Source organism: Microbacterium suaedae (assembly GCF_003254645.1).
Taxonomy (GTDB): Bacteria; Actinomycetota; Actinomycetes; order Actinomycetales; family Microbacteriaceae; genus Microbacterium; species Microbacterium suaedae.
On the sequence record NZ_PNFD01000001.1, the window covers coordinates 156,805 to 179,187 of the forward strand.

Here is a 22,383-nt window from a genome sequence, read left to right on the forward strand (position 1 = left end):
CATCTCGAGGAGGACGCCCAGCGGGCCAGTCGGCTCAGGCGCCGAGCGCCAGATCACGCCCCGGAATCGCCTCGAGCAGGCGACGGGTGTACTCCTGCTCCGGCGCCTCGAAGACGCGGTCGACCGAGCCCTGCTCGACGACGCGCCCCTTCTCCATGACGCACACGAGGTCGGCCGCGACGCGCACGACCGCCAGATCGTGCGTGATGAACAAGTACGTCAGACCGAGTTCGTCCTGCAGTTCCGCGAGAAGCTGCAGGATCTGATCCTGCACGAGCACGTCGAGCGCCGAGACGGCCTCGTCGAGCACGACGATCGATGGCTTGAGCGCGAGCGCACGCGCGATCGCGATGCGCTGGCGCTGGCCGCCCGACAGCTCGTTCGGATACCGCTCCGCGAGCGCGCGGGGAAGCGCCACCTGCTCGAGCAGCTCCATGACCCGCTCTCGCCGCGATGCCTGATCGCCGACGCCGTGGACCTTCAGCGGCTCCGAGATGAGCGCACCGATCGACCGCATAGGATCGAGCGATCCATACGGATCCTGGAACACGGGCTGCATGCGCCCGCGCAGCTCGAACACGTCCCGATGCGTCATGTCGGTCGTGTCGCGCCCCTCGATCCGGACGGATCCGCTCGTCGCTTTCTCGAGCTGCAGCACCATCTTCGCGACGGTCGACTTGCCGGATCCGGACTCGCCGACGAGCGCGAGCGTGCGCCCCTTCGGGATCTGGAACGACACATCGTCGACGGCACGGAACGGCTCGCTGCGCATGCCGCCCGTGCGGATCCGGTAGTCCTTCACGAGGTTCTCGACCTCGACGACGGGCGTCTGACCCGTGATCGCGGACGTCGACTGCTCCGCGTGGTTCTCCACGATCGAGGTCTGGATCCGCTTCGAGGCGAGGCTCGGTGCGGCCGCGACGAGTCGCTTCGTGTACGGGTGCTGCGGATCCTCGAGAATCGTGCGGCTGGGGCCCGACTCGACGATCTCGCCCCGGTTCATCACGATGATCCGGTCGGCGCGGTCGGCCGCGAGACCGAGATCGTGCGTGATGAACAGCACAGACGTGCCCTTCTCGCGCGTGAGCGAGGCGAGGTGATCGAGGATCACCTTCTGCACCGTCACGTCGAGTGCGCTCGTGGGCTCGTCGGCGATCAGCAGCTTCGGATCGGCCGCGAGGCCGATGCCGATGAGCGCACGCTGGCGCATGCCACCCGAGAACTGGTGCGGGAACTGGTGCAGTCGGCGTTCGGCATCGGCGAGTCCGGCCTGCTTCAGCACCTCGATCGTGCGGGCATGCACGTCCTTGCGGCTCGTCGCCAGGCCGTTCGCGCGGATCGTCTCCTTCACCTGGAAGCCGATCGACCACACGGGGTTGAGGTTCGACATCGGGTCCTGCGGGACGTATCCGATCTCGCGGCCGCGGATCGCCTCCATCTCGGTCCGAGACGCGGAGGTGAGCTCCTTGCCGTCGAGCGTGATCGATCCGCCCGTCACCTTGCCGGTGCCGGGAAGCAGGTCGATGATGGCCGTCGCCGTCGTCGACTTGCCCGATCCGGACTCGCCGACGATCGCGACCGTCTCGCCCTCGTACACATCGAGATCGATGCCGTGCACGACGTTCTTCTGCTTCTTGCCTCGGCCGAACGCGATGCGCAGATCACGGACGGACAGGAGCGGCTGATCGCTCATCGCTCGGCCCTCGCCTTCGGATCCAGGGCGTCCCGAAGGATCTCGCCCAGCGTGATGAATGCCAGCACCGCGCACGTGAGCGCGAGCGACGGCCAGAACAGCGCCATCGGCGCGGTGCGGATCGTCGTCTGCGCCTGTCCGATGTCGGCGCCCCACGAGATCGTGTCGCCTCCCAGGCCAACGCCGAGGAAGGCCAGCACCGACTCGGCGACGATGGCGTTGCCGAGTCCGATCGTCGCGACGACGATCACGGGCGCCATCGCGTTCGGCAGCACGTGCACGACGAGCGTGCGGAACCGGCTCATCCCGATCGCGATGGACGCCATGACATAGTCCGACTGCTTCACGCGCAGGATCTCGGCGCGCACGATGCGCGCCGTCGACGCCCACGAGAAGCCACCGATCGCGAACGCGAGGGTGAGCATCGTGCGCTGCTCCGCGGGCATCACCGTCATCACGACGATCGCCGCGATGATGTACGGAATCGTGAAGAAGATGTCGCCGACGCGCGAGAGCAGCGAGTCGAGCCACCCGCCGTAGAAGCCCGCGAAGGCGCCCATGACGAGGCCGACGCCGGTGCCAATGAGCGTCGCGAGAAGGCCGACGACGACCGAGGTGCGCGCACCGTATGCGATGCGCGTCCAGATGTCGCAGCCCTGCCGGGTGAAGCCGAGGGGGTGGCCGGCCTCGGGCTCGCCGTTGCTGTTCGCCAGACTGCAGACACCGCCGGAGGGCGAGATGTTCGTGAAGAGGGACGGGAACGCCGCCATGACGACGATGATGAGGCCGACGACGACGGAGACCCAGAACAGCGGGCGCTTGCGCATATCGCGCCACGCGTCGAGCCAGAGATTGCTGCGTTTCTCGTCGACGCGCACCTGATCGACGACGACCTCCGCCTCCGCGACGGGCGCGACGAAGTGAGTGTTACGAGACATAGCGGATCCTCGGGTCGAGAAGACCGTAGAGCAGGTCGATCAGCAGATTGATGAGCACGTAGACGATGACGAAGATCGTCACGAACGACACGATCGTGGGCGTCTCGTGCTTCAGGATCGCGGTGTAGAGCGTGAAGCCGACCCCCGGGATGTTGAAGATCGTCTCCGTCACGGTCGCCCCGACCATGAGCACGCCGAACTGCGTGCCCGTGTCGGTGACCATCGGGATCAGCGAGTTGCGCAGAACGTGCACGGGGATGACCCGGCGGCGCGGCAGCCCCTTTCCGTAGGCCGTGCGCACCCAGTCCTGACCGAGCGTCTCGATCGTCGACGAGCGCATGAGCCGCATGCTCGTCGCGTAGATGCTGAATCCGAGCGTGATCGCGGGCAGGATGAGCCCGCTCCAGCCGTTGTTCTCGCCGACACTCGGGCTGAACCAGCCGAGTTGGACGCCGAAGACGAACTGGGCGAAGAAGCCGACGACGAATACAGGAACCGCGACGAAGACGAGCGCGATCACGAGCATCGCGTGGTCGAAGATCGTGTTCTTCAGCAGCGCCGACGCCGCGCCGATCACGATCGCGAGGATGAACGCGAGCGCGACAGCCTCGACCGCGAGCCGGAGCGTCACGGGGAACGCACGGATCAGTGTGTCGAGCACGGGTTGTCCGTTGAACCCGACACCGAAGTCGAGGCGGAAGATGCCACCGAGGTAATTCAGGTATTGGATCAGGAACGGCTGGTCGAGCATGTAGCGCTCGCGCAGCTGGTCGAGCAGCGCCTGCGGCGGCTGTTTGTCGCCGAACAGCGCGGCGATCGGGTCGCCGGGCATGGCGAACACCATGTAGTAGATCAGCAGCGTCGCCCCGAGGAACACGGGAATGACCTGCAGGATCCGTTTGAGGATGTAGATAGCCACCCTCTGGCCTCCTTACCGAGAAGAGTTCACGACATAACACGAGGCGGTGGCGAGTGCGCCACCGCCTCGTGTCAGCGGTCGGTCGTAGCGGTCAGATCACTCCCAGGGGTTGATCTCGTTTGCCTGCTCCCAGAGTTCCGCTGCCTTCTCAGGATTGTACTCGAGCACGTCGGCGCCCTCGAGCGAGTCGCTCCAGCCGTCGATGACGGGCGAGGTGAAGTCGCTCGCCGGAGTACGCGTGCCCTGGAAGATCACGTCGGTGATCTCCTCACGGTTGATCGCCATCGAGATGGCCTGGCGGCGCAGCTGGCCTTCCTCGCCCGCGAAGTGCTCCTGCTCCTGGTGGATCGTGAACGACTGGAAGATCGCCGCGGCGTCGTTGACCCAGCGGTCACCGAGCTCGTCCTCGTACGTCGCGAAGGCCGAGTCCGGGATTGCGTCGAGCACGTCGAGCTCGTTGCCGAGCAGATCAGCGTATGCCGTGTCCTGCGTCGCGTAGAACGTGATCCGGAGACCCTCGTTCTGAGGCACGCGAGGACCGTCGTAGTCGGGGTTGACCGCGAGGTCGATCTTCACGTCGTGCTCCCACGCGCCCTCGCCGTCGAGCATGTACGGACCGTTGCCGATCGGGTTGTTGCCGAACGCCTCCATGTCCTCGAACGCGACGTCGGGCAGGGGGTAGAACGCCGAGTAGCCGAGGCGCTGCGCGAAGTCGGCGGCCGGCTTGTTGAGCGTGATCGTGAACGTGTAGTCGTCGACCTGCTCGAGGCCCGACAGCTCATCGTGGTTCTCGTCCCAGCTGAAGCCCTCGATGTCCTCGAAGAAGTAGCTCGAGAGCTGCGCGTTGTCGAGCGCCGCGCCGTAGTTCCACGCGTTGATGAAGTTGTCGGCCGTGACCTCTTCGCCGTTCGAGAAGGTGAGGCCCTCGCGGATCTTCACCGTGAGCTCGGTCGGCGAGTCGACCGTGATCGACTCGGCGACGTCGTTCTCGACGGATCCGTCAGCGTTGTACTTGATGAGGCCCGCGAAGATCGCGTCGAGGATCTTGCCGCCGCCGACCTCGTTCGTGTTGGTCGGGATGAGCGGGTTCTGCGGCTCGGATCCGTTGGCGTTGATGGCGCCGCCATCGGCCTTCGTGATCTCGTCGAAGATCGGCACCGAGTGCCAGTCGAACTGCACGTTCTCGACGTCTTCGCTCCAGCCGCCGACGACGTTCGAGTACCACAGCGGGATCGACGGCAGGTCCTGCAGGAGGACTTCCTGCGCCTGCTGGAACAGCTCGTTCGCCTCCGCGGGATCCGCGGTCGAGATGCCCTCTTCGAGAAGCGAGTCGAACTCCTCCGACGAGTAGTCGCCGTCGTTCGATCCGGCGCCCGTGGCGTAGAGCGGGCCGAGGAAGTTGTACAGGCCCGGGTAGTCGGCCTGCCAGCCGGTGCGGAACGCGCTGTCGATAGTGCGGTTGGTGACCTCTTCACGCAGCCCGGCGAAGTCGGGGTACGGCACGCCGACCGCGTCGATACCGAGGGTGCCGGAGATCGAGTTCGCGACCGCGTCGACCCAGGCCTGGTGGCCGCCGTCCGCGTTGAAGGCGAGCCCGAACTCGAGCGAGCTGCCGTTCGAGTCGTCGGTTGTCTCGTCGCCGGGGTCGCTCGCGCCGCAGCCGGTGAGGGCAAGAGCCCCGGCACCGAGCACGGCAACGCCCGTGAGGGCGATCCTGTTGCGCTTCACGTGTGCTCCTTGAAGAAGGGATGGGTAACCGTCCGCTGTGTCGCGCTGCGACAGACGCGGACTGTGCAGTGACTCTATGCGTTCACGAAGAATGCACCAAGCCTTTGCCCAAACCGTTACACAGGATTTATCCATCTTCACCCCGGCTGTGCAATCTGCTCAACGCGCGAGTCGATCGCCCTGATCCGCCTCGCACACCGCTGTGGCACGCTGACAGACGTGACCGTTCCGCGCACCCGCCCCGACCGCCCCAAGCCGGACTCGCCCGAGACCTCGCGCTCCCGAGCGCGCCTCGCGTGGGAGGTCGCGATCGTGCTCGCGCTGTCGATCGGACAGTCGGCCATGTACTCCGTTCTCTCGTTCGTGCGCTCGCTGACGCGCGATGCGGCCCTCGCCGATCAGGCGACCTCGCTCAATCCGGCCCGCGCCGACCAGGCCGTCTGGGACGCGATCTACCGCGTCTTCGACGTCTTCTTTGATCTGTGCCTCGTCGCCCTCGTCGTGTACCTGCTGTGGGAGCCCGGCCGCAGCGCCCTGCGTCGCATCGGCCTTGATCTTTCACGTTTCGGACGCGACACCGGCGTCGCGGTGCTGCTGCTCGCCGGCATCGGGATCCCCGGACTCGCCCTCTACGCGATCAGCCGCCTCTCCGGGCTCACCCTCGAGGTGCAGGCGGCCGAGCTCGACGCGGCGTGGTGGACGATCCCGCTCCTCCTGCTCTCGGCTGTGCGCGCCGGGCTGCTCGAGGAGGTGATCCTGAACGGATACCTCGGCGAGCGCTTCGGCACGCTCGGCTGGAGCCCCACGCGGATCCTCATCGGCATCGCGCTGCTGCGCGGTCTGTACCACCTGTATCAGGGCCCGGCGATGGCGCTCGGCAACGTCGTCATGGGCCTCGTCTTCGGTTGGATCTATCTGCGCTGGCGCCGTGTCATGCCCCTCGTCATCGCCCACGCCCTCCTCGACACGGTCGCCTTCGTCGGCTACCCCCTCGCGGCCCCCTACCTCCCCTGACCCGCATTTCCACAAGTCTTCACCGAGTCCGGTGCAATTCACCGCGGACTCGACGAAGACTTGCGGACCCGTCGATCGCGCTTCCGTGGCAACGATCTGGGCAGGGCAGCGTGCTCACAATGACCCGAACCACCGGATCTCTCCACATTCGCAGAGATCGGCTGACGCGTGACGTGACATCTTTGCCACACTCACCGCATGCCCACGAACCTGACCGATGAGAGCGACGTCCTCCCCTGCCCCGCCGACCTCCTCGTCCGCAGAACCTATGGGGCGGGGTTCGACGCATACGTGCGGACGCACGACATCGTCCGGCTGCTGCCAGGTGTGTATGTCGATCAGACGGCCTGGCGCGATCTCGCTCCGTGGGAGCGCTACCTGGCGAAGGTGCACGCTGTCCGGCACAAGCGACCGGATGCGGTGTTCGTGCTCGAATCCGCGGCCGTTCTGCGCGGTCACCCGGTCCTGCCCCGTCAGCCCTACGTCCATGTCCTCGCCGACACGAAGGGCGCGGCACGGATCACGGGCACGATCCAGGGCCACTACTTTTCGGATCCGATTACCCCGGAGCAATCGTCAGGGTTCCTGCATACGAGCGCAGTCGACACAGGCGTCGACCTCGCACGCGTGCGCCACCCGGCATACGGGCTCGCCGTGCTCGATCACATCATCCGCACCCGCGCGTCGACGATCGGCGAGATCACTGCCACGAATGACGCACGGGACAGCTCCCGCGGACGGAGCGCCGCGCGCTGGGCCATCAGCCGCGCGACAGGAATTCCTGAATCGGTCCTCGAGTCGATCAGCATCGCCGTCATCGAGTGGCTCGGCTTCGAATCTCCGGAGCTCCAGGCCTCATTCGACATCGGCGAGCTCGGCACCGCGCGGGTCGACACTTACTGGCCGCGCGAGAATGTGATGGGCGAAGCCGACGGCGATTCCAAGTACCGAATGCACCCCGGTGGCACCGAGGCCGCGCTCATTCAGGAGAAGAAACGAGAGGATGCTCTCCGGCGTCTCGCAGACGGCTTCGCGCGATGGGGTTGGTCGGCATGCCGTCGACCAGAGGTTCTCGAGAAGATCCTCGCCGACGAGGGAGTACGACGCGTGCGGCCCCGGGACAACACGCGCCTCCGAACAGTACGTGCTCTCCTGGCTCCGTGATCCAGCAGATCTTCGACATTTCGACAAGTCTTCACCGAGTCCGGTGCAATTCACCGCGGACTCGATGAAGACTTGTGGACTTGGCGCGTGGAGTGCCTTAGACCCCGGCTGCGTGCAGCGCCGGAACGATCTGAGTCGTCATGAGCGGCGCGAGGTCGGCGCCGAGCGGGCCCCGATCGTCGATCCAGCGGATCTCTTCGATCTCGGCAGCCGGGGCCGTCACCTCGACGGGCGGGTGGGTGAACACCGTGCCGCGCACCGCGTAGCCGCCCTCGTTCGCGGCGGGCGCCTCGAAGACCCCGAGCAGCCGCATCTGCGCCGGGTCGAGCTCGACGCTCAGCTCCTCCCGGATCTCACGGACCGCCGCCTCGACGGCGCTCTCGCCCGGATCCGGCTTCCCGCCCGGCTGCATCAACATGCTCGTCCCGCGCTTGCGCACCGCAAGCAGATGCCCCGTATCGGGGTGGCGCAGGACGACGGCACTCACGTGGATCCGCTTCGCATCATGGTCGATCATCGCTCGAACCTCGCCGCTCCCTCGTGCGTGAGCGCTTCGCGGATCCGCTCGCGCATGTCGTCACTGAGGCCCGCCTCGTCGAGCTCGTTTATGGGGCACCACCATGCGCGAGTGTTCTCGCCATCGGCCGGGTGCGGGACGCCGCCTTCGGCCACGCACCGTACGACGATGTCGAGATACTGCGCGCGATCGCCGTTCGCGTGCACCATCGGCGGCAGCGCCCGCACCCACGCGAGCGCCTCGGCGCGCGCCTCGATCCCGGATTCCTCCGCCACCTCGCGCACGGCGGCGACCGCGGGATCCTCGCCCGGATCCACGATGCCCGTGACGGGCGTGACCATGCCGTTGTCGGCACGTTCGACGAGGAGCACCTCGTCGCCCTTCACGACGACGGCCGTGACGCCGATGAGCCAGAGCAGCTCGTGGCCGATCTTCTCGCGGAGGCGGAGGATGAAATCGGGTGTCGCCATGTGTCTGAGCCTATTCCCGCGCTTCGATGATGAGCTGAGCACCACTACGATCATCGAGTGAGATTCGCATCGACACCTGTTCTCGAGAACGACCGAGTCCGGCTCGAACCCCTGGCATACTCCCACGCAGGCGACCTCGCGGACGCCGTCGCGGATGGCGAGCTGTGGCGCACCTGGTACACGAGCATTCCGCGCCCGGAACACGTCCGCGCCGAGATCGACTCCCGTCTCGCGCGCCAGCGGAGCGGCGGCCTTGCTCCCTGGGCGATCGTCGACCCGTCGACGGACCGCGCGGTCGGCGTCACGACGTTCTGCAACCTCGACGAGCCGAACCGACGCGTCGAGATCGGGTACACGTGGATGGGGCGTGCGGCGCATGGCACAGGCATCAACCCTGCTGCAAAGATGCTCCTCCTGAGCCGTGCGTTCGAGGACCTCGGATGCATCGCCGTGCAGTTCTGCACGCACTGGCACAACCGCCAGTCGCGCGCGGCGATCGAGCGGCTCGGCGCCAAGCAGGACGGCGTCCTGCGCAATCACCGGATCATGCCCGACGGGACCCTCCGCGACACGGTCGTGTATTCCATCATCGTCAACGAGTGGCCCACGGTGCGACGCGGGCTCGAGGCGCGCATCCGATGACGGCGACCATCCGCCCTCTGACGGATGCGGACATTGAAGCGGTCGTCGCGCTCTGGGAGGCCGCGGGCCTCACCCGTCCGTGGAACGATCCGCGCGCCGACATCGCGCGAGCGCGTGCCGTCTGGCCCGATCTTCTGCTGGTCGCCGCGAGTGGTGACGACGTCGTCGGATCCGTCATGGCCGGATACGACGGCCATCGCGGCTGGCTCTATTATCTCGCGACGGATCCTGCGCGCCGGGGCGAAGGGATCGGATCCGCGCTCGTCGCCGAGGCGGAGCGGCGGCTCGAGGATCTCGGCTGCCCGAAGGTGCAGCTCATGGTGCGCCCTGAGAACACGGGCGTGCTCGCGTTCTACGAGGCCCGCGACTACGCCGAGATCGACTCGGCGCTCATGGGGCGGCGCCTGATTGCGGACAACTAACGCCCCATGTCCGCAAGTCTTCACCGAGTCCGCTGCGAATATCTGCGGACTCGGCGAAGACTTGTGGAATCGGGGGGCGACTACTCGAATGCCTCCGGAGGCGGGCAGGCGCAGACGAGATTGCGGTCGCCGTAGGCCTGGTCGATGCGGCGCACCGGCGGCCAGTACTTGCTGACCGAGCCCGCGGGGAAGACCGCCTCCTCGCGCGTGTACGGGTGCGTCCACTCGGTCACCGCGATCGACGCGGCGGTGTGCGGGGCATTCGCGAGCGGGTTGTCGTCCGCCGGCCACTCCCCCGATGCCACGCGCCGCGCCTCTCCGGCGATCCGGATCATCGCGTCGCAGAAGCGGTCGAGTTCGCCCCGATCCTCCGACTCGGTCGGCTCGACCATGAGCGTGCCCGCGACCGGGAACGACATCGTCGGAGCGTGGAACCCGTAGTCGACGAGGCGCTTGGCGACGTCGTCGACCGTCACCCCCGTCTCTGCCTTCAGGGGCCGCAGATCGACGATGCATTCGTGCGCGACCCGCCCGTTCTCGCCCGTGTAGAGGATGGGATACGTGCCCGCGAGACGGTGCGCGACGTAGTTCGCGCCCAGCACCGCCGCGTCGGTCGCCTCGGTGAGACCCTCCCGTCCGAGCATCCGGATGTACGCCCAGGTGATCGGGAGGATGCTCGGCGATCCGTACGGCGCCGCCGAGACGGGCCCGATCCCCTCGCGCGCCACCTGCGCGTCGTCGTGCGACGGCAGATACGGGGCGAGGTGCTCCTTCGCCGCCACGGGGCCGACACCCGGCCCACCACCGCCGTGCGGGATCGAGAACGTCTTGTGCAGATTGAGGTGCGACACATCCCCTCCGAGCTCGCCGAATCGGGCGTGCCCGACGAGGGCGTTGAGGTTCGCGCCGTCGATGTACACCTGGCCGCCTGCCTCGTGCACGGCGGCGGTGATGTCGAGCACGTCGTGCTCGTAAACGCCGTGAGTCGACGGATACGTGATCATGAGGGCGGCGAGCGCCGATCCATGCTCGGCGATCTTCGCCCGCAGATCCGCCAGGTCGACGTTGCCGGCCACATCACACGCCACCACGACGACACGCAGGCCCGCGAGGACCGCCGAGGACGCGTTCGTCCCGTGAGCCGAGGACGGGATCAGGCAGACGTCGCGCGCGTCGTCACCGTTCGCAGCGTGGAAGCGGCGGATCGCGAGGAGCCCGGCGAGCTCACCCTGGGATCCCGCGTTCGGTTGCAGGGAGACCGCCTCGTATCCCGTGAGATCGGCGAGCCACGCCTCGAGCTGCTGGATGAGCGCGAGGTACCCGTCCACCGTGTCGCGCGGCGCGAACGGATGGATCCGACTGAACTCGGGCCAGCTCGTCGCCTGCATCGCCGCCGCCGCGTTGAGCTTCATCGTGCACGATCCGAGGGGGATCATGCCGCGGTCGAGCGCGTAGTCCTTGTCGGCGAGGCGCTTGAGGTACCGCATCATGGCCGTCTCGGAGCGGTGCTCGTGGAACACGGGATGCGCGAGGATCTCGTCCTCGCGGCGGAGCGGTTCGGGGATCGCCGACGATTCCGCGAGTCTTTCGCGAGTCTCCTGCGATTCGCTGCGGACTCGGCGAAGACTTGTGGACTCGGCGGATCCGAGTGCGCTCGCGAATGCGGCCTCCACCGCGTCGAGGTCGCCCCGCGTCGTCGCCTCCCCGACCGAGACACCCACCGTGTCGACGTCGACCTCGTGGAGGAGCACGCCGGACTCGCGGGCGGCCGCGACGACCGCGCCCGCGCGACCGGGAACGCGCACCCGGATCGTGTCGAAGAACGCCTCGTGCACGAGTTCGCCGCCGATCCCGCGGAGGCGATCGGCGAGCTCGTTCGTCTTGCTCGCGATCTCCCCCGCGATCTGCCGCAGCCCCTCGGGCCCGTGGTGCACGGCGTACATCGACGCCATGACGGCCAGCAGCACCTGCGCCGTGCAGATGTTGCTCGTCGCCTTCTCGCGGCGGATGTGCTGCTCGCGCGTCTGCAGCGCGAGCCGGTACGCCATCTGGCCGTCCGAGTCCTTCGAGACGCCGACGAGCCGCCCGGGCAGCTGGCGCTCGAGGCCCGCACGCACGACCATGTACCCGGCGTGCGGACCGCCGAAGCCGAGGGGCACGCCGAATCGCTGCGTGGATCCGACGACGATATCGGCTCCCATCGAGCCGGGCGAGGCAAGCAGAACGAGCGCCATGACGTCGGCCGCGACGACCGCCTGGGCACCGGCCGCGTGCGCGGCCTCGATGACAGGCGACGGATCCCAGACACGGCCCGATGCGCCCGGGTACTGGGCGAGCACGCCGAAGCACGCATCCGGCAGCTCCTCGCCGCCCGCGAGGTCGCGCTCGACGAGCTCGATGCCGACGGCGTCGGCGCGCAGCCCCAGGACGCTCTTCGTCTGTGGCAGCGCATCGGCGTCGACGACGAACACATCGGACGCGCGCCCCCGGACGGCGCGCCGGGCGAGCAGCATCGCCTCGACAGCGCTCGTCGCCTCGTCGAGCATCGACGCGTTCGCGACGGGCAAGCCGGCGAGGTCGGCGACGACGGTCTGGAAATTCAGCAGCGCTTCGAGGCGACCCTGCGAGATCTCGGGCTGATACGGCGTGTAGGCCGTGTACCAGGACGGGTTCTCGAATACGTTCCGCTGAATCACGGCGGGCGTGATCGTGTCGCTGTATCCGAGCCCGATCATGGGCGTCAGCACGCGGTTGCGCGCCGCCAGCGCCCGCAGCTCGGCGAGCGCCTCGGCCTCGCTCACGCCCGCGAAAGGCACGGATCCGTCGGTGCGACCGTCCGAGCGGATGGCGCGTGGGATCGCCTCCCCCATGAGCGCGTCGAGGCTTTCGACGCCGAGTTCCTGGGCCATGTCACGCTGCGCACCCGTCGACGGTCCGACATGGCGGCGCGTGAATGCGACGCTCATGCGCCCGCGCCCGTGAGCGCGACGTACGCGTCACGGTCGAGGAGACCGGCGACCTCGCCCGCGACGCGCACCTTCACGAGCCAGCCGGCGCCGAACGGATCGTCACCGACGCTGGCGGGATCCGCGTCGGCGTCGCCGTTGATCTCGACGACCTCGCCAGAGACGGGCGCGTAGAGCTCGGAGACCGACTTCGTCGACTCGATCTCTCCCATCACGTCGCCCGCCGACAGGGCGGATCCGACGGCCGGAAGATCGACGTAGACGACATCGCCGAGCTGCTCGGCGGCGTGATCGGTGATGCCGATCGTCGCGATGTCACCATCGACGGCGATCCACTCGTGCTCGGACGTGTACTGGAGGGTGGACAGATCGGTCATGATGCGCTCCGGGAGTAGAAGGGAAGGGGTGTGACGGTCGCTGCGATGCGCGTGCCGCGCACATCGATCGCCAGATCGTCGGCGTCGGCTGCCTCGGGGTCGACGTACGCCATGGCGACGGGGTATCCGAGCGTCGGGCTGAGGGCGCCGCTCGTGACGGCGCCGACGACGCTCTCGCCCCGGAGAACGGGGTAGCCCTCGCGCCCGGCGCGGCGCCCCTCGCTCGTGAGCCCGACGAGCACCCGCGCTCCGGGACGCGGGAGCTTCGCCGCCTCTCCGACGAACCCGGTCTTGTCCGCGGGAATGATGCGGCCGAGGCCGGCTTGTGCGGGAGAGATGTCACGCGAGAGCTCGTGGCCGTACAGCGGCATGCCTGCTTCGAGACGCAGCGTGTCGCGGGCGGCGAGGCCGGCGGGGATCAACCCGTGCGGCGCGCCGGCCGCGAGCAGTTCGCGCCACAGGGCGCTCGCGTGCGCAACGGGAACGTACAGTTCGAAACCGTCTTCTCCCGTGTATCCCGTGCGGCCGATGAGGAGGGGCGATCCGGCGAAGCTCGCATCGCTCCACGCATAGCCGCGCAGCTCGTCGAGCGGGACACCGAGATCCGCAACACCGTCCGCGGCTGCGAGGATCCGCCGAGCCGCGGGGCCCTGCAGGGCGAGAAGCGCATAGTCGTCGCCGACATCGTTCACGAGCACATCGAATCCGTCCGCGCGCTCGGCGAGAGCATCGACCACGGCGTCGCGGTTCGCGGCGTTCGGCACCACGAGGAACTCGTCGTCGCGGATCCGGTAGCTGACGAGGTCGTCGATGATCCCGCCATCGTCGGCGAGGATCATCGAGTACTTCGCGCGCCCGACCGCGACGGAGGAGATCCGCCCCGCGAGCGCGTGGTCGAGGAAGGCGCCGACGCCGGGGCCGGTCACGCGGATCTCGCCCATATGTGAGATGTCGAAGAGCCCCGCCGCTTCGCGAACGGCGCGATGCTCATTGAGGTGCGACGAGTAGCGCACGGGCATGCGCCAGCCGCCGAAGTCGGTGAAGACCGCTCCCGCGGCTTCGTGCTCTGCCGCGAGAGGGGTCTCGCGAGGGGGGACGGGTGGAGGGGATGGCATGGAGTTCTCCCGGATCGGCGGATGCCTCGGCATGAGGCGTGAGAACTCCCCCTCTGTCATGGGCCTGAGAGTTTCGACGCGCGAGCGCGTCTTTCACCGTCGGCGGCACCGCGCGTCCTGCTGCGGTGCTCTTTTCAGAGCGGTCCGAACCCGCACGGTATGTGCACCTGAGAGATTGGCGGGGAGGCTTGCTCCTTCGGTGATCGGGCGTGCCCGATGCTCTCCCGTGCGGCTCGTGGGACCGTCGTATTTCGTTGTGGCGACCTACGATACTCCGTCGGGCGGGATGTGACGATACCCCTCGCGCCCGCCGTTCATCCGCGCGGGGGACGCTGTGCGAAGAACGTCCGCTCGAGTTCGGCCGATCGCCGGAACGCGTCCCGCATTCGGGTGAGCTCCTCGTCCGACGCGCGCCGCGCCGCGAGCTGCGTCCAGCGGATCGCCTGCTCCGTCGACGCGGTGAACTCCGGCGAGTCGTAGGTTGCGAGCCAATCCGCGTAGGGATGCCCCTCCCGGTCGACAGCCGCGAGCCGACGCCCGACGTCGTCGTAGATCCAGAAGCAGGGAAGAACCGCCGCGACGAGAACGGAGTGCTCCCCCGCACGCGCCGCCGCTCGCAGGTGGTCGAGGTATGCCGCCGTCTCCGGCGAGCGCTCCGTCGTCGCCGCCGCGCCGCGAGATCTGTGCAGCTCCATCTCGACCGCGAGACATTCGCGGGCCGATGCCGCCCAGAACTCTCTCTCGTCGGCGGTCGACGCGAGAGAGGCGGCAACCTCCAGCACCTCCGCATATGCCTCGAGATAGATCGCGTCCTGCTCGAGGTAGTGCGCGAAGCGGTCGGCCTCGAGCGTGCCGTCGGCGAGCCCGCGCGCGAAGTCGTCGGCGTCGATGCCGTGCCGCACTTCGGCGATGTCCTCCCACCACGCGTCGAGTTCGGCGTCGCGGCGCGGCGGGCGCACCCCCGCGCGGATCCCGTACGCGTGATCGACCGGACCGTGCCCGCCCGGCGCACCGACGTCGAGCCCGTCGGCCGCGCGAAGCGCCCCGCGCAGCCAGTCGCGGGCGAGCCGTGCGGCCCACGTCCAGTCCCCCGTCCGGGCGCCGAGCGTTGCCAGCGCAGACGAGAGCGTGCACCCCGTCCCGTGCGTGTTCTCGGTGCGGATCCGATCCCCGCCCATCTCGGCGACGATCCCCTCGGCGCCGACGAGCGCATCGGGACACGTATCGCCGCCCAGGTGCCCGCCCTTCGCGAAGACGAGGATGCCGTGGCGCTCGGCGACGCGTCGTGCCTGGTCGAGCGCGTCAGACCAGGTGTCCGCGACGGGCTCACCCGAGAGCACCGCGAGCTCGGGAAGATTGGGCGTGACGACGTCTGCGAGCGACATCAGAGCGGCGAGCGATCGTTCGGCCGGCTCGCCGAGCAGGCGGTCTCCGCTCGTCGCGACCATGACGGGATCCAGAACGACGGCGGGCGCCACGGGAAGGGAGCGCAGCCACTGAGCGACGACGTCGATCACGTCGGCCGTGCCGAGCATGCCGATCTTGACGGCGTCGATCGCGATGTCGTCCGCGACGGCTTCGAGCTGATCGCGCAGGAAGTCGGGCGGCGGCACGTGCACGCCGCGCACGCCGCGCGTGTTCTGGGCGGTCAGGGCCGTGATGGCAGCCATGCCGTATCCGCCGGTCGCCTGGATCGTCTTGAGGTCGGCCTGGATGCCCGCTCCGCCCGAAGGATCCGATCCCGCGATCGCGAGCACATTCACGACGCCGCTCATGCCGTTCCCCCGCCGCCGTGCGCCGCTGCCCATTCCTCGGCGAGCTCACGGGCGGCCTGCCGCGGATCCGCAGCGAGGCAGACCACGCGCACGATGGCCTCGCCGACGGCGCCCGCCCCGCGCACGTGGGCTGCGTCGCCCGCTCCGAGTCCCCCGATCGCGACGCACGGCACGCCGCCCGCCTCAGCGACGGCGCGGCGCAGGCCGTCCCAGCCGAGCGGATCCGGATGGTCGGGCTTCGTCGGTGTGGCGCGGACAGCGCCGACGCCCAGATAGTCGACCGTGCCGGCCGGAAGCGACCGCACGCCGGCCATGTTCGCCGGCGTGCTCGCGCTGAGCCCGACGACGGCGTCGGGGCCGACGAGCCCGCGCACAGCCGTCGCGGGAAGGTCGCTCTGGCCGACGTGCACGCCGGCGACGTCCGATCCCGCGTCTCGCGCCGCGAGGAAGACGTCGACGCGGTCGTTGACGATGACGCTCGCGCGGCCGGCCGCCGCGTCCGCGCAATCGCGCACGAGGCCGAGAAGACGGGCGGCCGAGATGCTCTTCCCGCGCACCTGCACCGTCGTCACGCCTCCCGCGACCGCCTCCCCGACGACGTGGGCGAGGTCGCGATCCCCGAGCGTCGCGACGTCGGCGACGAGGTAGATCGAGGGATCGAATGCTCGCGCGCTCATCGCGTTGTCCGCTCGGCGCGGGCGAGATCCCCGGGGGCGACCGTCGCGAGCTCATCGAGGAAGGCGACAGCGAAGCTGCCGGGGCCGGCCGCCGCGCGGGCCGCACGCTCCGATGCCTCGGCGTAGAGCGCGTGCGCCATCACGGTCCCCGCGAGCGCGGCGTCCGATCCGGAGTCGCTCGCTGCGGAGACGGCCGCCGCGATCACCGCCCCGAGCGAGCAGCCGCCGCCCGTCACGCGCGTCAGCAGCGCGCTTCCGCCGGAGACGCGCGTCGTGCTCGCGCCGTCAACGACGACGTCGACGGGACCCGAGACGGCAACGATCGCCCCCGTCTCGCCCACGAGCGCCTCGGCGGCGGGCAGCGCGGACTCGACGGCGTCGATCGCATCGACACCTCGGCCACCCGCCCCCTGCCCGGCGAGCGCGCGGATCTCGGAGGCGTTTCCGCGGATGACGGACGGACGGTGCGCCAGCAGTTCTCGGGCGAACTCCGTGCGCAGCGTGAGGGCGCCCACGCCGACCGGATCGAGAATCCAGGGCGTCCCCGCACGTTCCGCGGCCTGCGCCGCACCGAGCATCGCCTGCCGCTGCGCCTCGTGAGGCGTGCCGAGATTGATCAGCACGGACGATGCGCCCGGCGCCAGCTCGACGGCCTCTTCGGGGACGTCGACCATGACGGGCGCCGCGCCCACTGCCAGGAGCGCGTTGGCCGTGAAGTTCGTCACCACGACGTTCGTCAGGCACTGCACGAGGGGCGCGCCCTCCCGCAGCGCCGACAGCACTTCCGCTTGCCGAACCCCCGGCACCACGACATCACTCATCTTCGACATCCCTCCGCTCGTCTGAACGAGATCAGGTTCATCGGGTGTGCTCTCAGTCCCCGCTTCAGGGACACCCCGTGTCTTCTCGAGCGACCCTATCGCACTCGCACGGGGCCACTTATGGTCACTCGCACCTGATGCAGCGGGTAGACTTCGGGTCATCCGCACCTTAACGCTGACGAGGAGCGTCATGCCCGCCACCCTGATCACCCTCACGCCGCCGCAGGATCCTTCCGTCGCCCGCGCGATCGCGCAGGGCGCGGATGGCGACTCCTGCACTCCCGATCTCCGCGAGGCGCCATGGTCGTTCGATGCCGTGCCGGGCTACGGCCCCGGATCCTCGATGGCCGACAACGCCCCCACCGCGACGCCCACGCAGGGTGAGCTGCCCGCCGAGTACCGCGACGCGACCGACGACGAGCTGCACGACCGCATCCGGGCGGCGCGGGAGACCCTCGGCGAGCGCGTCGTCGTGCTGGGGCACTTCTATCAGCGCGACGAGGTCGTCCAGCACGCCGACTACGTGGGCGATTCGTTCCAGCTTGCGCGTGCCGCGACCGAGCATCCGGATGCCGAGGCGATCGTGTTCTGCGGCGTGCACTTCATGGCCGAGACGGCCGATCTGCTCTCGGGCCCGAATCAGCATGTGATCCTCCCCCACCTCGGAGCGGGCTGTTCGATGGCCGACATGGCCTCGATCGACGAGGTCGAGGAATGCTGGGAGCAGCTCGAAGACGTGCTCGGACCCCTCGACGAGCCCGACGCCGAGGGCCTGGTGCCCGTCGTGCCCATCACGTACATGAATTCGTCTGCGGCGATCAAGGGGTTCGTCGGGCGCCACGGCGGCATCGTGTGCACCTCGTCCAATGCGCGCACCGTCCTCGAAACGGCCTTCGCGCGCGGGCGCCGCGTGCTGTTCTTTCCCGATCAGCACCTCGGCCGCAACACCGCGAAGGCGATGGGCGTGCCGCTCGATCGGATGCCGATGTGGAATCCCCGCCAGCCGCTCGGCGGATCCGATGCGCGGGCGATCGAGGACGGCCGTGTGATCCTGTGGCACGGATTCTGCTCCGTCCACCGCCGTTTCACGACAGCCCAGATCGACAAGGCACGGACCGAGCACCCGGGCGTGCGCGTCATCGTGCACCCCGAGTGCCCGATGGACGTCGTCGACGCGGCGGACGAGTCGGGCTCGACCGACGTCATCCGTCGCGCGATCGAGAACGCCTCCGAGCCTGCGACGTTCGCGATCGGCACCGAGATCAATCTCGTGCAGCGCCTCGCCGCGCAGCACCCGCAGCACACCATCTTCTGTCTCGACCCCGTCGTCTGCCCGTGCTCGACGATGTATCGGATCCACCCCGCATATCTCGCGTGGGCGCTCGAGCGGCTCGTCGCAGGCGAGACCGTCAACCGGATCACCGTGGACGACGATGTCGCGGCGCCCGCGCGCGTCGCGCTCGACAGGATGCTCGAGGCGACGCCGTGACAGCCGCCGCGGCACGCGCCCGCGTGCTGGTGTTCGGCTCCGGAATCGCCGGTCTGACCGCCGCGCTGCACGCGAATGACGCGGGCGCCGACGTGGAGATCCTCACGAAGGAGTCCGCGTCCGACACCGCGACCTCGCACGCGCAGGGCGGAATAGCGGGTGTCATCTTCCCCGACGACACGCACGCCGCCCATGCGGCCGACACCATGCGCGCGGCGGCCAGCCTCGCCGATCCCGACGCCGTGCGCGTCCTCGTCACAGACGGCACGCACCGCATCGCCGAGCTTCTCGATCGCGGCGTCGCCTTCGACCGCGACGAGACCGGGCACCTCGCGCGCGGCCTCGAAGCCGCGCATTCCCTCCCCCGCATCCTGCACGCCGGGGGCGACGCGACGGGCGCCGAGATCGAGCGCGCCCTGCTCGCCTCGGTCCGCGCGGCCGGGATCGAGATCCGCGAGCGCACGAGCCTCGTCGACCTCGTCCTCGACGAGGGAGTCGTGAGCGGCGCCGTCGTCATGGATCCGTCCGGACGCACGCGCACGGTCTCGTCCGACGCCGTCGTGCTCGCGACGGGCGGCGCGGGGCGCGTGTTCGGGCAGACCACGAACCCCGCCGTCGCGACGGGCGACGGGATCGCCGCCGCGGTGCGCGCGGGCGCCGACGTGCGCGATATGGAGTTCATCCAGTTCCATCCGACCGTTCTCGCGGTGGGCGCGACGTTCCTCGTCTCGGAGGCCGTGCGCGGTGAGGGCGCCGTCCTCGTCGACGAGACCGGCCACCGATTCGTTCGCGATGCCCATCCCGACGGCGAGCTCGCGCCGCGCGATGTCGTCGCACGCGCGATCGCCGAACGCATGGCGCGCCAGGACGGGCGCCCCGCCCTCCTCGACGCGACGAACCTCGGCGCGCGATTCCTCGCCCGCCGATTCCCGACGATCGACCGCGCCGTGCGCGAGCGCGGACTCGACTGGGCGCGGGATCCGATCCCCGTACGCCCCGCGGCGCACTACCTCATGGGCGGTGTCACGACCGATCTCCACGGGCGCACGAGCCTCCCCGGGCTCTTCGCTGCGGGCGAGACCGCCGGCACGGGCGTGCACGGAGCCAACCGGCTGGCGTCGAATTCGCTCCTCGAGGGGGCCGTCTTCGGGGCACGGGCCGGTCGCGCCGCCGCCCGTGCATCGCACCCCGCCGACACAACGACGCCAATTCTTGCGCCGCAGCGGCCGGAAACCGGTGCCCGGGACAAATCCGACAAGAATTGGCGTCGTTGTGCAGGTGGCACCGGGCCATTCGACCGGGGCGAGCTGGGGCGGCTCATGTGGGATCGCGCGGGGCTCGCGCGCGACGGCGCCGGGCTCGCCGAGGCCGCGGCGCAGATCGAGTCCTGGCTCGCCGAGATCGGTGCCCTCGACTCCCCCGCCGTGCTCGAGGATCGAAATCTGCTCGTCGTGGCGCGCGAGATCGTCCGTGCCGCGCGCGCCCGCACCGCATCCGTCGGTGCGCACCTCCGCACCGATGACGCGCGGGTGGCCCAGCCCGCATGATCCCGCCCACGCCGATTTCGGAGACGACATGCTGACGACCACCGCCATCGACCGCGTCGTGCGCGCCGCCCTCGAGGAGGACGCGCCGTGGGGCGACATCACGAGCGAGACCCTCATCCCGTCGTCCGCGACCGCCGAGGCCGCCCTCGTCGCCCGCGAGACCGGTGTCTTCAGCGGCGGCGAGGTGTTCGCCGCCGTCTTCCGGCACGCCGATCCCTCGATCCGGACCTCGATCGACGTCCGCGATGGTGAGTCCTTTGCGGCGGGCGATCGACTCGCCCGCGTGGCGGGGCCCGCCCGCGCCGTGCTTACGGCCGAACGCGTCGCTCTCAATCTCACCCAGCGCATGTCCGGCGTGGCGACGCTCACGGCCCGCTACGTCCACGCCGTGTCGGGAACGGGGGCGCGCATCGCCGACACACGCAAGACGACGCCGGGCCTCCGCGCCCTCGAGCGCCACGCCGTCGTGGCCGGCGGCGGCCGGAACCACCGCTTCTCGCTCTCCGACGCCGTCATGGCGAAGGACAACCACCTCGCGGTACTCGGCGGCTCCCTCTCCGATGCGCTGCGAGCGGCCCGTGCCCGGCTCCCCCATACGACGCACCTCGAGGTCGAGGTGGATCGGATCGATCAGATCGACGAGGTACTCGCGGCCGGCGTCGACACGATCATGCTCGACAACTTCTCCCTGGAAGACCTGCGCGCGGGCGTGGACCGGATCGCCGGTCGGGCGACGGTCGAGGCCTCGGGCGGCGTCTCGCTCGACACCGTCGGCGATATCGCGCGCACGGGTGTCGACGTGATCTCGGTTGGCGCCCTCACGCACTCGGCACGCGCGATCGACCTCGGGCTCGACCTCGAGGTGCGCTGATCGTGTACCTCGACCACGCCGCGACGACGCCCGTCCGGCGGGAAGTGCTCGAGGCCATGACGCCGTATCTCACGACCGCGTTCGGGAACCCCTCGAGCTCCCACGCCGCAGGCGTGGCCGCCCGCGACGCCCTGGAGGACGCGCGGCGCGCGGTGGCCCGGCACCTCGGGATGCGCGCGAAGGACGTGATCTTCACCTCGGGTGGGACCGAGGGGAACAATCTCGCGATCAAGGGGATCGCGATCGGATCCCTGCTCACGCGAGGACGCCGTCACCTCGTGACCACGGCGATCGAACACTCCTCGGTTCGGGAATCGGTCCGCTTCCTCGAACGCGTCCACGGCTTTGACGCCACGATCGTGCCGGTCGACGACCACGGACGCGTCGACCCTGACGAGGTCGCGTCGGCGCTCCGTGAGGAGACGGCCCTCGTCTCCCTCGGGCACGCCAACAACGAGATCGGCACCGTGCAATCGCTCGCCGAGCTCGCCGCCGTCTGCCGCGACGCGGGCGTTCCCTCACACATCGACGCCGTCCAATCTGCAGGCTGGCTTCCTCTCACCCCCGAACCGTCGGCGCAGGATCGTCCTGCGCAGACGCTCTCGGGGCCGGATCCCGACGCCTCCGCGGGCAATCGACGACGACGCGCGGGAGTCGACGCGATCGTCGTCTCCGGACACAAGATCGGCGCACCGAAGGGAACGGGCGCGGCTGCCGTGCGTGGCGCGGTCCCGTTCGAACCGCTGCTGCACGGGGGCGGCCAAGAGCGCGGCCGTCGCTCGGGAACCGAGTCGGTCGCCGGGGCCGTCGCGCTCCGGACGGCGCTCGACATCGCCGAGCGCGAGCGCGAGGAGGCGGCCCTGCGCGTCACCGCGGCACGCGACGCGTTCATCGCCGATGTCCTCGCGCGCGTCCCTGGCGCACGCCTGACTGGCCACCCGAGCGCACGCCTGCCCCACATTGCGAGCTTCACGATCGAAGGCGTGAACGGCGAGACGCTGCTGCTCGATCTCGAACGGCACGGCGTCGTCGCCTCCAGCGGATCCGCGTGCTCCGCGGGAAGCACCGATCCCTCCCCCGTGCTCCTGGCCATCGGCATCAGCGCAGATGAGGCCCGCACCGCGATCCGATTCTCCCTCCCGCGCGTGCCGGCCGATCTCGCGCCCGTCGCAGATGCCCTCGCCGCGGCGACCAGCGCGCATCGCGGCGACCGTTCGGGCGCGGATCGGTAGGCTCGC

The 22,383-nt window shown here is 69.4% G+C and carries 20 protein-coding genes and 2 riboswitches; of the genes, 8 read left to right on the top strand and 12 right to left on the bottom strand.

Annotation, left to right across the window (positions count from 1 at the left end; translation table 11 throughout):
* Window positions 1-34 precede the first annotated feature (34 nt).
* From C0012_RS00730 to C0012_RS00745, 4 genes are all read right to left on the bottom strand, one after another.
* Window positions 35-1,693: an ABC transporter ATP-binding protein gene (locus C0012_RS00730; protein WP_110588656.1), complete on the bottom strand. Its 1,659-nt coding sequence runs from the start codon at window positions 1,691-1,693 to the stop codon at window positions 35-37.
* Window positions 1,690-2,631: an ABC transporter permease gene (locus tag C0012_RS00735; RefSeq protein WP_110588655.1), complete on the bottom strand. Its 942-nt coding sequence runs from the start codon at window positions 2,629-2,631 to the stop codon at window positions 1,690-1,692. Before C0012_RS00735 ends, C0012_RS00730 begins: the two co-directional genes overlap by 4 nt.
* On the bottom strand, window positions 2,621-3,550 hold the full coding sequence (locus C0012_RS00740; RefSeq protein WP_110588654.1) for an ABC transporter permease: 930 nt from the start codon (window positions 3,548-3,550) through the stop codon (window positions 2,621-2,623). The genes C0012_RS00735 and C0012_RS00740 overlap by 11 nt, the downstream gene beginning before the upstream one ends.
* Window positions 3,551-3,646: 96 nt before the next feature.
* Window positions 3,647-5,278 carry an ABC transporter substrate-binding protein gene (locus C0012_RS00745; RefSeq protein WP_232527720.1) on the bottom strand — a complete coding sequence of 544 codons (1,632 nt, stop codon included), beginning with the start codon at window positions 5,276-5,278 and terminating at the stop codon, window positions 3,647-3,649.
* Between the two features lie 219 nt (window positions 5,279-5,497).
* Here C0012_RS00745 and C0012_RS00750 point away from each other — a divergent pair, with 219 nt between their 5' ends.
* Both C0012_RS00750 and C0012_RS00755 read left to right on the top strand, forming a co-directional pair.
* Complete coding sequence (locus C0012_RS00750) at window positions 5,498-6,292, top strand: CPBP family intramembrane glutamic endopeptidase (RefSeq protein WP_232527721.1); 795 nt, start codon at window positions 5,498-5,500, stop codon at window positions 6,290-6,292.
* Between the two features lie 198 nt (window positions 6,293-6,490).
* Window positions 6,491-7,456 (top strand): hypothetical protein, encoded by a 966-nt coding sequence (locus C0012_RS00755; protein WP_110588653.1) that lies wholly within the window; start codon window positions 6,491-6,493, stop codon window positions 7,454-7,456.
* 97 nt (window positions 7,457-7,553) lie between these two features.
* On the opposite strand, the gene C0012_RS00760 is transcribed toward C0012_RS00755, so the two are convergent.
* Both C0012_RS00760 and C0012_RS00765 read right to left on the bottom strand, forming a co-directional pair.
* Window positions 7,554-7,973, bottom strand: a complete 420-nt coding sequence (locus tag C0012_RS00760; protein WP_162621816.1) for an NUDIX hydrolase — start codon at window positions 7,971-7,973, stop codon at window positions 7,554-7,556.
* Window positions 7,970-8,443, bottom strand: coding sequence for an NUDIX hydrolase (locus C0012_RS00765; protein WP_110588652.1), 474 nt, complete (start codon window positions 8,441-8,443; stop codon window positions 7,970-7,972). The genes C0012_RS00760 and C0012_RS00765 overlap by 4 nt, the downstream gene beginning before the upstream one ends.
* A 57-nt stretch (window positions 8,444-8,500) precedes the next feature.
* Between C0012_RS00765 and C0012_RS15615 the strand changes: the two genes are divergently transcribed.
* Window positions 8,501-9,085 (top strand): GNAT family N-acetyltransferase, encoded by a 585-nt coding sequence (locus C0012_RS15615; RefSeq protein ID WP_110588651.1) that lies wholly within the window; start codon window positions 8,501-8,503, stop codon window positions 9,083-9,085.
* Window positions 9,082-9,507, top strand: a complete 426-nt coding sequence (locus C0012_RS00775) for a GNAT family acetyltransferase (RefSeq protein ID WP_232527722.1) — start codon at window positions 9,082-9,084, stop codon at window positions 9,505-9,507. The genes C0012_RS15615 and C0012_RS00775 overlap by 4 nt, the downstream gene beginning before the upstream one ends.
* Before the next feature lie 80 nt (window positions 9,508-9,587).
* Here C0012_RS00775 and gcvP read toward each other — a convergent pair whose 3' ends face one another.
* The 6 genes from gcvP to thiM form a co-directional block, all read right to left on the bottom strand.
* Window positions 9,588-12,473: an aminomethyl-transferring glycine dehydrogenase gene (gene gcvP, locus C0012_RS00780; RefSeq protein WP_110588649.1), complete on the bottom strand. Its 2,886-nt coding sequence runs from the start codon at window positions 12,471-12,473 to the stop codon at window positions 9,588-9,590.
* A complete protein-coding gene (gene gcvH / locus C0012_RS00785; RefSeq protein WP_110588648.1) occupies window positions 12,470-12,850 on the bottom strand; it encodes a glycine cleavage system protein GcvH in 381 nt (126 codons plus the stop codon). The genes gcvP and gcvH overlap by 4 nt, the downstream gene beginning before the upstream one ends.
* Window positions 12,847-13,965 (bottom strand): glycine cleavage system aminomethyltransferase GcvT, encoded by a 1,119-nt coding sequence (gene gcvT, locus C0012_RS00790; RefSeq protein WP_110588840.1) that lies wholly within the window; start codon window positions 13,963-13,965, stop codon window positions 12,847-12,849. Before gcvT ends, gcvH begins: the two co-directional genes overlap by 4 nt.
* 145 nt (window positions 13,966-14,110) lie before the next feature.
* A riboswitch (glycine riboswitch) is annotated at window positions 14,111-14,202 on the bottom strand.
* Between the two features lie 77 nt (window positions 14,203-14,279).
* On the bottom strand, window positions 14,280-15,740 hold the full coding sequence (gene thiD / locus C0012_RS00795; RefSeq protein WP_232527723.1) for a bifunctional hydroxymethylpyrimidine kinase/phosphomethylpyrimidine kinase: 1,461 nt from the start codon (window positions 15,738-15,740) through the stop codon (window positions 14,280-14,282).
* Complete coding sequence (gene thiE, locus C0012_RS15620) at window positions 15,737-16,417, bottom strand: thiamine phosphate synthase (RefSeq protein WP_232527724.1); 681 nt, start codon at window positions 16,415-16,417, stop codon at window positions 15,737-15,739. The genes thiD and thiE overlap by 4 nt, the downstream gene beginning before the upstream one ends.
* Entirely contained in the window at window positions 16,414-17,238 is an 825-nt protein-coding gene (gene thiM / locus C0012_RS00800) for a hydroxyethylthiazole kinase (RefSeq protein WP_110588839.1), read from the bottom strand. Before thiM ends, thiE begins: the two co-directional genes overlap by 4 nt.
* Window positions 17,230-17,326: riboswitch (TPP riboswitch) on the bottom strand. It overlaps the preceding gene by 9 nt.
* 102 nt (window positions 17,327-17,428) lie before the next feature.
* Here thiM and nadA point away from each other — a divergent pair.
* The 4 genes from nadA to C0012_RS00820 are packed head-to-tail and all read left to right on the top strand — an operon-like array spanning window position 17,429 to window position 22,377.
* A complete protein-coding gene (nadA, locus tag C0012_RS00805) occupies window positions 17,429-18,727 on the top strand; it encodes a quinolinate synthase NadA (protein WP_110588647.1) in 1,299 nt (432 codons plus the stop codon).
* On the top strand, window positions 18,724-20,274 hold the full coding sequence (gene nadB, locus C0012_RS00810; RefSeq protein ID WP_110588646.1) for an L-aspartate oxidase: 1,551 nt from the start codon (window positions 18,724-18,726) through the stop codon (window positions 20,272-20,274). Before nadA ends, nadB begins: the two co-directional genes overlap by 4 nt.
* A gap of 28 nt (window positions 20,275-20,302) precedes the next feature.
* The gene (nadC, locus tag C0012_RS00815) at window positions 20,303-21,145 is read left to right on the top strand and encodes a carboxylating nicotinate-nucleotide diphosphorylase (RefSeq protein ID WP_110588838.1); all 843 of its coding nucleotides are present in this window, start codon (window positions 20,303-20,305) and stop codon (window positions 21,143-21,145) included.
* Window positions 21,145-22,377, top strand: coding sequence for a cysteine desulfurase family protein (locus C0012_RS00820; RefSeq protein WP_110588645.1), 1,233 nt, complete (start codon window positions 21,145-21,147; stop codon window positions 22,375-22,377). Before nadC ends, C0012_RS00820 begins: the two co-directional genes overlap by 1 nt.
* Window positions 22,378-22,383: the final 6 nt, after the last annotated feature.

Excerpts from the sequence above, each read along its gene's own strand:
- C0012_RS00730 (WP_110588656.1), bottom strand. The coding sequence starts at position 1,693 with ATGAGCGATCAGCCGCTCCTGTCCGTCCGTGATCTGCGCATCGCGTTC.
- gcvP (WP_110588649.1), bottom strand. The coding sequence starts at position 12,473 with ATGAGCGTCGCATTCACGCGCCGCCATGTCGGACCGTCGACGGGTGCG.
- nadC (WP_110588838.1), top strand. The coding sequence starts at position 20,303 with ATGCTGACGACCACCGCCATCGACCGCGTCGTGCGCGCCGCCCTCGAG.
- C0012_RS00755 (WP_110588653.1), top strand. The coding sequence starts at position 6,491 with ATGCCCACGAACCTGACCGATGAGAGCGACGTCCTCCCCTGCCCCGCC.
- thiD (WP_232527723.1), bottom strand. The coding sequence starts at position 15,740 with ATGAGCGGCGTCGTGAATGTGCTCGCGATCGCGGGATCGGATCCTTCG.
- C0012_RS00775 (WP_232527722.1), top strand. The coding sequence starts at position 9,082 with ATGACGGCGACCATCCGCCCTCTGACGGATGCGGACATTGAAGCGGTC.
- C0012_RS00765 (WP_110588652.1), bottom strand. The coding sequence starts at position 8,443 with ATGGCGACACCCGATTTCATCCTCCGCCTCCGCGAGAAGATCGGCCAC.
- nadA (WP_110588647.1), top strand. The coding sequence starts at position 17,429 with ATGCCCGCCACCCTGATCACCCTCACGCCGCCGCAGGATCCTTCCGTC.
- C0012_RS00735 (WP_110588655.1), bottom strand. The coding sequence starts at position 2,631 with ATGTCTCGTAACACTCACTTCGTCGCGCCCGTCGCGGAGGCGGAGGTC.
- C0012_RS00760 (WP_162621816.1), bottom strand. The coding sequence starts at position 7,973 with ATGATCGACCATGATGCGAAGCGGATCCACGTGAGTGCCGTCGTCCTG.
- gcvT (WP_110588840.1), bottom strand. The coding sequence starts at position 13,965 with ATGCCATCCCCTCCACCCGTCCCCCCTCGCGAGACCCCTCTCGCGGCA.
- thiM (WP_110588839.1), bottom strand. The coding sequence starts at position 17,238 with ATGAGTGATGTCGTGGTGCCGGGGGTTCGGCAAGCGGAAGTGCTGTCG.
- gcvH (WP_110588648.1), bottom strand. The coding sequence starts at position 12,850 with ATGACCGATCTGTCCACCCTCCAGTACACGTCCGAGCACGAGTGGATC.
- thiE (WP_232527724.1), bottom strand. The coding sequence starts at position 16,417 with ATGAGCGCGCGAGCATTCGATCCCTCGATCTACCTCGTCGCCGACGTC.